At 41.8% G+C, this 9683-nt stretch carries 7 protein-coding genes and 1 pseudogene; 7 read left to right on the top strand and 1 reads right to left on the bottom strand.

The features are described 5' to 3' along the window. Nucleotides 1-150: 150 nt before the first annotated feature. Nucleotides 151-1321 (bottom strand): annotated as a pseudogene (locus FYJ57_RS05900) (IS256 family transposase). 8 nt (nucleotides 1322-1329) lie between these two features. On the opposite strand from FYJ57_RS05900, the gene FYJ57_RS05895 reads away from it, so the two are divergent. The 7 genes from FYJ57_RS05895 (at nucleotide 1330) to FYJ57_RS05865 (ending at nucleotide 9477) form a co-directional block, all read left to right on the top strand. Next, nucleotides 1330-2088, top strand: a complete 759-nt coding sequence (locus FYJ57_RS05895; protein WP_235904441.1) for a recombinase family protein — start codon at nucleotides 1330-1332, stop codon at nucleotides 2086-2088. A 29-nt stretch (nucleotides 2089-2117) separates the two neighbouring features. Beyond that, on the top strand, nucleotides 2118-3686 hold the full coding sequence (locus tag FYJ57_RS05890; RefSeq protein ID WP_154432002.1) for a hypothetical protein: 1569 nt from the start codon (nucleotides 2118-2120) through the stop codon (nucleotides 3684-3686). A 16-nt stretch (nucleotides 3687-3702) separates the two neighbouring features. Next, complete coding sequence (locus FYJ57_RS05885; protein WP_154432000.1) at nucleotides 3703-3885, top strand: hypothetical protein; 183 nt, start codon at nucleotides 3703-3705, stop codon at nucleotides 3883-3885. Further along, nucleotides 3875-4330 carry a hypothetical protein gene (locus FYJ57_RS05880; RefSeq protein ID WP_154431998.1) on the top strand — a complete coding sequence of 152 codons (456 nt, stop codon included), beginning with the start codon at nucleotides 3875-3877 and terminating at the stop codon, nucleotides 4328-4330. The genes FYJ57_RS05885 and FYJ57_RS05880 overlap by 11 nt, the downstream gene beginning before the upstream one ends. Nucleotides 4331-4516: 186 nt before the next feature. Then, nucleotides 4517-4981, top strand: coding sequence for a low molecular weight protein-tyrosine-phosphatase (locus FYJ57_RS05875; RefSeq protein WP_154431996.1), 465 nt, complete (start codon nucleotides 4517-4519; stop codon nucleotides 4979-4981). Between the two features lie 314 nt (nucleotides 4982-5295). Beyond that, nucleotides 5296-7218, top strand: coding sequence for a DNA gyrase/topoisomerase IV subunit B (locus tag FYJ57_RS05870; protein ID WP_154431995.1), 1923 nt, complete (start codon nucleotides 5296-5298; stop codon nucleotides 7216-7218). A gap of 21 nt (nucleotides 7219-7239) precedes the next feature. After that, nucleotides 7240-9477, top strand: coding sequence for a DNA gyrase/topoisomerase IV subunit A (locus tag FYJ57_RS05865; RefSeq protein ID WP_154431993.1), 2238 nt, complete (start codon nucleotides 7240-7242; stop codon nucleotides 9475-9477). Nucleotides 9478-9683: the final 206 nt, after the last annotated feature.

Here is a 9683-nt window from a genome sequence, read left to right as displayed (position 1 = left end):
CCGGTCCTTTCTGGATGATCTGTTACCGTGGTCACCAAATCTGCCGGACGGGATTCGAAAGAATTGATAACCAGGGCTGCCGTAAGGCGGCTCTTAATTTTGGAGGTACTCGCTATTGAGCGTGTACGCCCTGCCTAGCATGCATTCTGCTTATAACCTTTCCAATCTTTCTTCGAAGAAAATTTCCAGCTGAGAATGGATCTGTCCCCAATCCTGACGGTGTCCCGTCCATTTCTTGGTGATATCTATCATGGCCAGATACAGCATTTTCAAGAGACTGTCATCGGATGGAAATACCGTCTTGGATTTGGTGACTTTCCGGAGCTGGTGGTTAAATCCTTCAATCGTGTTCGTGGTATAGATCAGACGTCTGACAGCTTCCGGATACTTAAAATACGTTGAAAGATTTGCCCAGTTATCTTTCCATGACTTTGCAATCTTAGGGTATTTCCCGCTCCATTTTTCGTCAAAGCTGTCCAGTTCTGCCAATGCAACTTCTTCTGTAGGAGCTGCATATACACGCTTCAGATCTGCCATAAGTGGTTTGATCTCTTTGTAAGAAACAAATTTCGTGGTGTTTCTGATCTGATGGATTATGCACTGCTGGATCTCGGTCTGGGGAAATACTGCTTCAATTGCCTGTGGAAAACCGGTCAGTCCATCCACACACGCAATCAATATATCTTCTACACCCCGGTTTTTCAGGCCATTCAGGATGGAGAGCCAGAACTTGGAACTTTCATTTTGACCAACATACATTCCGAGGACATCCTTACGTCCTTCCATATCGATCCCAATCGCAATGTAAACAGCACGTTTTACAATCCGCCCCTCATTACGGACATGGAAATGGATCGCATCCATAAATACAACAGCATACACACTTTCTAATGGCCTTTCCTGCCATTCTTTTACTATTGGCAGGATCTTATCAGTAATCCGGCTGACAGTACTGTCGGAGATCTCAAGATCGTATAATTCACGCATGTGGCTTTCTATATCGTCAGTAGTCATTCCTTTTGCGTACATGGAAATGATCTTTTCTTCCATGTCCTGTGTAATCGAATTCTGATACTTCTTTACAACCTGTGGTTCGAAGTCACCTTATATCTCCGTAACTGGTATGTAACGTTTTCTGGGAATATCCATTCTTGGAATTATCGGTTTCTTTATTTCGATAATCATACTTGGAATATCCCAGTTCTTCATCCAGTTCCTGATCAAGGGCACCTTCCAAAATGATAGACATCATATCCCGCATAATGGAATTAACATCTGTTCCATGAGATTTATATTGGAACCAGAATCTGGGGCAAAACACGTTGCAGTATGCATACTGGCCATAAAGCAGTTCTGAATGATGAAACAGAATGGGTTCGCCTGGAAAATCATCATACAGCAATTATAGACAGGGCATTGTTTGAAAAAGCAAATGAAATGCATCCGAAAAAACGGAGAATTGTTGCAGAATCACGCACCAATTTTACTCTGGAAAGACGTAAAAAACAGCCGGCATTGCTGATATGTGCCAACTGTGGGCATTCTCTGTTAAAAGAAACAGAGCATCTGCTGAAATGCTCTGATGCCAGAACCAATGGAGATCCTGTGTGCCGAAGTCTGGTGATCCGACGGGAACCGCTGGAGGAAAATATCCTTGGACTTGTCCATCAGTATGCAGCGTCATTGTTGGAAAAAGAAAAGAAAGCATCTTCCAAAAGTCAATGCGAATATAAAGAGATCAATACTGCAGAATTGCAAAAACAGAGCCGACAATTGACTTCAGAAAAGATGAAGCTCTATGATGATTACAAAGATGGTCGTATGGATCGTGATTTGTATAAGCAGAGAGCTGAAAAGATAAGTGGACAGCTGGATGAAATCAAACGAAAAATAGAAGATGCGGAGAATAGCAAAAAGCTTCTTGAACAAAATGAACTTTCTGATAAAATAAAACTAAAAGATTTCTTGGGAATTCAGAAGTTCGATGCAGAGAAGCTGTGTGAGATTATCAAGGTGATCCGTATTCATAGTCAGGATGAAATTGAAATCGAATGGAATTTTGACGATATTTTTTCAGAACAGAGATAACTTGAGCAGGCATTCATGTTCCGAGGGAGATGCGCTATTGGACACACTTTAAGAATGGTAATAAGTTATACGATGCAAAAAGAAAGAAAACATTTTACGCAGAGTCAATTTACCGAGTTAACCCGGAAAATGATAAGGATATTTCTTGGGCATGTAGAATAAGAGAATGCCAGAATGAGAGCGGTTTTGCTCCGAGATGGTGGACAACGGAAATTGGTTTTCAAACAATGAGTAATGGTGCAGCGCGACTAACATTTGTTGTGTCATATGCTGATGCGATGGGATTTATTGGTGAGTGTTTATCTGCTCCTGATATTAGCGTGCCTGGCATTGTTAGAAATATCCAGAGTGATGAAAGATTCATGTGTGAGGTCAATGATGAGCCTTTATTATTTGAGGCAATGGAACTTTACACTGGACAAGGACTCACTTTTAAGGAACAAATTTATGACAAAGAGAGAGGAATTCCTATTATCTTGATAATGTCTAAAAAGGATTATATAGATAAAGAAAAGATAAACCTCCCTATCGACCCACAAAAAATGATAGAAAGTGTAGCCGGAAATGCACTTGTATACTATTCAAATGAATTAAGTTTTGTTGATGAAATGCGATATCTCATGGATGAAGACTACAAGTGTACAGCGGGAATGATAAGGTATTACTTGCCGAATATCGATATTTCTAATCCGTTGGATGCAAACCGACATAGATTCATTCACTATGATGAGGCTATGGAGAAAGGCGAGGAAACAATCTTACGTATTTTTAGGCGAGTAGTGGCTCAGGATATTAATGACTACGATAACTTATTTAGATATCGTAATTGTGAGGAATTAATCCGTCGTGATGCATTAGAATCGAGGTTTGTACAATTAAAGAAAAAGCAGGAAGAATCAAGTCAGATAGCATCGACAGAGAATGATGGCTTGAAATCACAACTAGAGGAAATGAAACTCAAGAAACTTGAGTTTGAGATTGAAAATAGTGATTTGAAGGATGAACTTCAGCAGGCAAAAAATGATAATTACGGATTGCAATCTCAATTAGATTCTATTCAGGCAGCATATGAGCCTTTGAAGAAAGGTAAAGAGGCATATGATTTAGTTCGTCAAATAGATGAGTATCCCAAAACACCCAAAGATATTCCTGAATTTTTTGTTACTGTTTTTTCTGACAGAATAGACTTGACGGAAAAGGGATGGAAGTCATTAAAGGATTGTGGGACTGCACCTGCAGTGTTATGGGAAGTTTTATTTTCGATGGTGACAACTTTGTATGATTGTCTTGGAAAATATAGCAATTTTGTGGAAGCTTGTGCAAAATACAACGAACAAGCTCCGTTTGAGTGTGTTCCCGGAAATACTTCTACGACAAAAAAAGACAAAACAATATCAAGAGAATATGAAGACTACTACTTTGAAAATGAGATAAATATTGAGCCACATATTAAGTCAAATACTGGAAAGGAATCGGACTCCCGATTTTTCAGAATTTACTTTGCTAATTATATTGATCTGAAAACTGGCAAAAGAAAAATAATTATAGGCTCATGCGGAGGTCATTTGACTACAGCAGGAACAATGCACAAAAAATAGAGGAGCGTCGATAGATATGGCAATTGCACAAGATGCATTTTACATTCCGGATGATATCGCAACAGGATTAGCGACAGGTTTGTATAGAAGAATAGGTAGTGTGGTTCGTTATGCGGTTGGACCTAATCAGGGACAGATTGTGAAACACTTAAATCCAATTGACCTAAACGGCCGAACGGGCACAGGGTGTGGGAGCTAAGGCTCTTAAGTTTGTAAAAGGACATAAAAAAGGTACAATTATTACCCTTGCGATAGCTGCGGCAACAGGAACAGGTGTTTATGTTTACAACAAGGTAAAGAATCATGAGCCAAAGGTTGTAACCAAATTCCGGGCATCATTAAGAGTGTATATTGACACCATTCGAAATGGAGATATGGATGTTGAGAAAATTGACTCGTTGATGGATAGCCTTGAGCAATTAAAGGCACATAAAGATTATAAGAAGATTAGCATTCAGTTGACTACGGAAGAACTTGAGATTTTAGTAGGTCGCATATATGATTACACGATTAAGCTTGCGGATGATAATAATATTGAACTTGCAGAAGATGAACTTAAACATTCAAAGAACTGTGCTGATGCAATCATTAATCTGCGGTCATATTTAGAGGCACAGAGGAGAATTTTTGAAGATGCTGCATAAGTGGTTTCAAAATCCTTAGTAGTCAGTTTTCCGTGTTGACTACTAATTTTATTACTAACAGGTAGTAATAACTTGCCTAATTTTGCTCTGATTTGCCACAATCTGTAATTTCAGAGCAAACCACACGAAGCCCGGAAACCCTTGAAAAACAGGGCGTTCCGGGGCAAAACAAGGAGAAATAAAATAATGATAAAAGTACTTTTCATCTGCCACGGCAATATTTGCAGATCAACCCTAAGCGAGAGCGTATTTACCCACAAAGTAAACACCCTTGGATTGGAAAATATGTTTGTTATAGACAGTGCTGCGACAAGCAGAGAAGAAATCGGTAATCCTCCACACAGAGGTACAGTGAACAAATTGAGAGAACTGGGAATTCCATTGGTGCCTCACAGAGCCAGACAGGTCACTTTAGACGACTATGACAAGTTCGATTACATTATAGGTATGGATACTGCAAATATACGAAACCTGAATCGGATGTTCAAGCATGACCCGGAGGGGAAGATATATAAACTGTTAAGCTTTGCCGGATCTGGAAGAGATATAGCAGATCCATGGTATACAGGAGACTTTGATGAAACTTACAGGGATGTGGAAGAAGGATCAGAGGGGTTTCTGAATTATCTGAGAGAAAAGGGAGAAATATAGGAATCTACAATCTAAAGTACTTTTTAACTTGTTTCTATGTATAAAAATATGGTATAATGATCGGCAGTTTTCGTTAAGTACCCCAGTACCCCATGAAAAACCGCCGATTAATTATGTACGCGAGCAACGAGCCAAAGTCCGTGCTTGCACGAGACCTTGGCGACTGCCGCGTCAATCAAAATTGGTCCACCGGACCAATTGTTGATATGCAGAGCAACGAGCGCCAGCGAGTGTGGGAGCGAGCAACGGGCCAAAGTCCGTGGCTTGAGCCAAAGGAAAGTACCGGGGAGAGAAAGAATAGAAAGGAAAGTATTATGGCAAAGAAAGACAGTTATGACGCCAGTAGTATCTCAGTTCTGGAAGGTCTTGAGGCAGTCCGGAAGAGACCGGGTATGTATATAGGCAGCGTTTCCAGAAAAGGTCTCAACCATCTGATCTACGAAATCGTGGACAACTCGGTGGATGAGCATTTGGCAGGGCACTGTGATTTGATCCGGGTTACGCTGGAAGCAGACGGTTCCTGCACCGTGTCAGATAACGGACGTGGAATTCCGGTTGGAATGCATGAGAAAGGAATATCTGCGGAGCGTCTGGTATTTACCACCCTTCATGCGGGTGGAAAGTTTGATAACGGTGCGTATAAGACCAGTGGTGGTCTTCACGGCGTAGGTTCCTCTGTGGTAAATGCACTGTCTACCTATCTTGACGTCAAAGTCAGCAGAGAAGGATACGTACATCATGACCGATATGAGCGTGGAATTCCGGTAATCGAGTTGGAAGAGGGTCTGCTTCCGAAAATCGGACGTACAAAAGAGACCGGAACCTGTATCAATTTTCTTCCGGATCCGGAGATTTTTGAAAAAACAAGATTTACAGAGGAAGAGGTAAAAAGCCGTCTTCATGAAACTGCGTATCTGAATCCTAAGCTGACCATTCATTTCGAAGATAAACGGAAGACGGAACCGGAAGTTATCGATTATCATGAGCCGGAGGGGATCATTGGTTTTGTAAGAGATTTGAACAGAAAAAAAGAGACGCTTCATGATCCGGTTTATTTTTCAGGAGAGAGTGATGGAATTACGGTGGAAGGGGTTTTCCAGTATGTCAACGAATTCCATGAAAATGTTCTTGGATTTTGTAATAACATTTATAATGCAGAAGGCGGAACCCATCTGACAGGTTTCAAGACCATGTTTACCACGGTTATGAACAACTATGCAAGAGAACTGGGAATTCTGAAGGAAAAAGACAGCAATTTTACCGGTGTAGATATCCGAAATGGTATGACTGCAGTTATCTCTATCAAACATCCGGCACCTCGTTTTGAAGGACAGACCAAGACCAAGCTGGATAATCAGGATGCATCCAAGGCGACAGCCAAGGTCACAGGAGATGAGATTGTTCGATTCTTTGATCGTAATCTTGAGACCCTGAAAACAGTTCTTTCCTGTGCAGAACGTTCTGCCAAGATTCGTAAGACCGAAGAAAAGGCAAAAACCAATCTTTTGACGAAACAGAAGTATTCTTTTGATTCCAATGGAAAACTGGCAAACTGTGTGAAAAAAGATCCGGAAAAATGCGAAATATTTATTGTCGAGGGAGATTCCGCCGGCGGCTCTGCAAAATCAGCCAGAGACCGTAATTATCAGGCTATTTTACCAATCCGTGGAAAAATACTGAATGTGGAAAAAGCAACGATAGATAAAGTGCTGGCGAATGCAGAAATCAAGACCATGATCAATGCATTTGGTTGCGGATTTTCCGAGGGGTATGGGAATGATTTTGATATTACAAAGCTTCGGTATGACAAGATTATCATCATGGCCGATGCGGATGTGGACGGAGCCCATATTTCTACCTTGTTGCTGACTCTGTTTTATCGTTTTATGCCGGAACTGATCTATGAAGGTCATGTATACATTGCTATGCCGCCATTGTATAAAGTGATCCCTTCCAAAGGGGAAGAGGAATATCTGTATGATGACAAGGCGCTGGAAAAATACAGAAAAACTCACACCGGATCCTTTACTCTGCAGCGCTACAAAGGTCTGGGAGAAATGGATGCCCAGCAGTTATGGGAGACAACTCTGGATCCGAAGACAAGAATTTTGAAACGGGTGGAAATTGAAGATGCGAGAATGGCATCTGACGTGACAGAAGTACTGATGGGAACGGACGTACCTCCCCGAAAAGCATTTATTTATCAGCATGCACAGAACGCACAGCTGGATATCTGATAGAACAATCAGGAGGAAAACATGGAAGGACAGATTATCAGAACCGAATATTCCGAGGTAATGCAGAAGTCTTATATTGACTATGCCATGAGTGTTATCGTGTCAAGAGCATTGCCGGATGTTCGTGACGGATTGAAACCGGTACAAAGAAGAACCCTGTATGATATGTATGAACTGGGTATCCGCTATGACAGGCCTTATCGAAAATGCGCCCGTATCGTAGGTGATACCATGGGTAAATATCATCCACATGGCGACAGTTCCATCTATGATGCCCTGGTGGTTATGGCACAGGACTTTAAGAAGGGACAGGCTCTGGTAGACGGCCATGGAAATTTTGGATCCATCGAGGGTGACGGAGCCGCTGCCATGCGATATACGGAAGCAAGACTGGAAAAAATCACCCAGGAAGTATATCTGAGTGATATGGATAAGAATGTTGTGGACTTTATGCCGAACTTTGATGAGACAGAGAAAGAGCCGGTGGTACTTCCGGTTCGTGTTCCGAATCTTCTGTTAAACGGAGCGGATGGTATCGCGGTCGGTATGGCGACCAGCATCCCGCCACATAACCTGGTCGAGATCGTGGACGGTGTGAAAGCCTACATGAAAAATAATGAGATCAGCGTGAAAGGTCTGATGAGATACATCAAAGGACCGGATTTTCCGACCGGCGGTATCGTGATCAATAAAGATGAACTTCTGAAGATCTATGAAACCGGAAGCGGAAAGATCAAGATCCGCGGAAAAGTGGAAGAAGAGAAATTAAAAGGCGGAAAAGTCAACCTTGTGATCACCCAGATCCCGTATCCGATGGTTGGAGCCAATATAGGAAAATTCTTAAATGATGTAGCCGGTCTGGTAGAATCCAAAAAAGCTACAGATATTGTGGATATTTCCAACCAGTCTTCCAAAGAAGGTATCCGGATCGTTCTGGAGCTGAAAAAAGGCGCAGATGTGGAAAATCTAAAAAATATGCTCTATAAAAAGACCCGTCTGGAAGATACTTTCGGTGTGAATATGCTCGCTGTAGCAGATGGAAGACCGGAAACACTGAGCCTGAAACAGATCATTGAGCATCATGTGGATTTTCAGTTTGAAGTCTGTACGAGAAAGCATCAGACACTGTTAAATAAAGAACTGGAAAAGAAAGAGATCCAGGAGGGTTTGATCAAAGCCTGTGATGTGATCGATCTGATCATCGAGATCCTGCGTGGAAGTAAAAACCAGAAACAGGTAAAAGAGTGTCTGGTAAACGGTGTGACTGAAGGTATCCGCTTCAAGACGAAAGCCAGTGAGAAAGCAGCAAAAAAACTCTGCTTTACCCAGAGACAGGCAACTGCGATTCTGGAGATGCGACTGTATAAGCTGATCGGACTGGAAATCGAAGCCCTGGTGGCAGAACATGAGGAAACTCTGAAAAATATTGCCAGATATGAAGAGATTCTGAATAATTACGATGCCATGGCACAGGTCATCATGGAAGATCTGGATCACATCAAGAAAACCTACGGAAGAAAACGCCGTACCGTGATTGAAAACAGGGAAGAAGCTGTCTTTGAAGAAAAGAAAGTAGAAGAAGCGGAAGTATGTTTTCTGATGGATCGTTTCGGATATGCCAAGGTGCTGGATAGGAATACCTACGAGAGGAACAAAGAGACAGTTCACGGGGAATATAAGTATGTATTTACCTGTATGAATACCGATAAGATCTGTCTCTTTACGAACAAAGGACAGATGCATACGGTAAAAGTGATGGATCTGCCACTTACAAGGCTGAGAGATAAAGGAGTTCCGATCGACAACCTGAGTAATTTTTCCAGTGCACAGGAAGAACTGCTTTGTGTCAGCAATATGGAGGCAGTAAAGAATGCTTCTCTGATTTTCGTGACAAAATCCGGTATGATCAAACAGGTGCCGGGAACGGAATTCGATGTGATTAAGAGAACCATCGCTTCTACCAAACTGACGGAGGAGGATGAACTGGTTCTTGTGGAGTTGTGTGACACGATGGATTATGTGGTGCTGCAGAGCCATGCGGGATATTTTCTGCGTTTTCTGAAAGAGGAAGTACCGGAGAAGAAAAAAGCAGCCCTTGGTGTCCGGGCAATGAAGATGGGTGACAGAGATTATCTGGAACATGCATATCTTCTGGAAAGCCGGATGGAATACCAGATTGAATACAAAGAAAAGCAGATGGTCCTCAATAAGATCAAGCTTGGAAAACGGGACACCAAAGGAACGAAAGTGCGGGTATAAAGGAAAAAGCCTGAAAACGCTTGCATTTTATAATAATAAATGGTATGATTACCATGTTAATAGATGATTACTAGTTTTAAGAGTGGGCGATACGTCCACTCTTATTTGTTGCATTGAGTATCAATCACTGAGTCAGAGGGTGAAGTTTGATGGTATGAATTACGGGTCGAACATCCGAAGAATCAGGGTTGATTGTTGAGGACAGC

It is taken from the genome of Oliverpabstia intestinalis, from assembly GCF_009696065.1.
Classification (GTDB): domain Bacteria; phylum Bacillota; class Clostridia; order Lachnospirales; family Lachnospiraceae; genus Oliverpabstia; species Oliverpabstia intestinalis.
The sequence above is the reverse complement of the archived record's forward strand: the minus strand, read 5'-3'. Positions and strand labels throughout refer to the sequence as shown.

Bases quoted from the DNA above. Each gene is read 5' to 3' on its own strand.
- FYJ57_RS05875 (WP_154431996.1), top strand. From the start codon at position 4,517: ATGATAAAAGTACTTTTCATCTGCCACGGCAATATTTGCAGATCAACC.
- FYJ57_RS05895 (WP_235904441.1), top strand. From the start codon at position 1,330: ATGCATACTGGCCATAAAGCAGTTCTGAATGATGAAACAGAATGGGTT.
- FYJ57_RS05865 (WP_154431993.1), top strand. From the start codon at position 7,240: ATGGAAGGACAGATTATCAGAACCGAATATTCCGAGGTAATGCAGAAG.
- FYJ57_RS05885 (WP_154432000.1), top strand. From the start codon at position 3,703: ATGGCAATTGCACAAGATGCATTTTACATTCCGGATGATATCGCAACA.
- FYJ57_RS05870 (WP_154431995.1), top strand. From the start codon at position 5,296: ATGGCAAAGAAAGACAGTTATGACGCCAGTAGTATCTCAGTTCTGGAA.
- FYJ57_RS05890 (WP_154432002.1), top strand. From the start codon at position 2,118: ATGCGCTATTGGACACACTTTAAGAATGGTAATAAGTTATACGATGCA.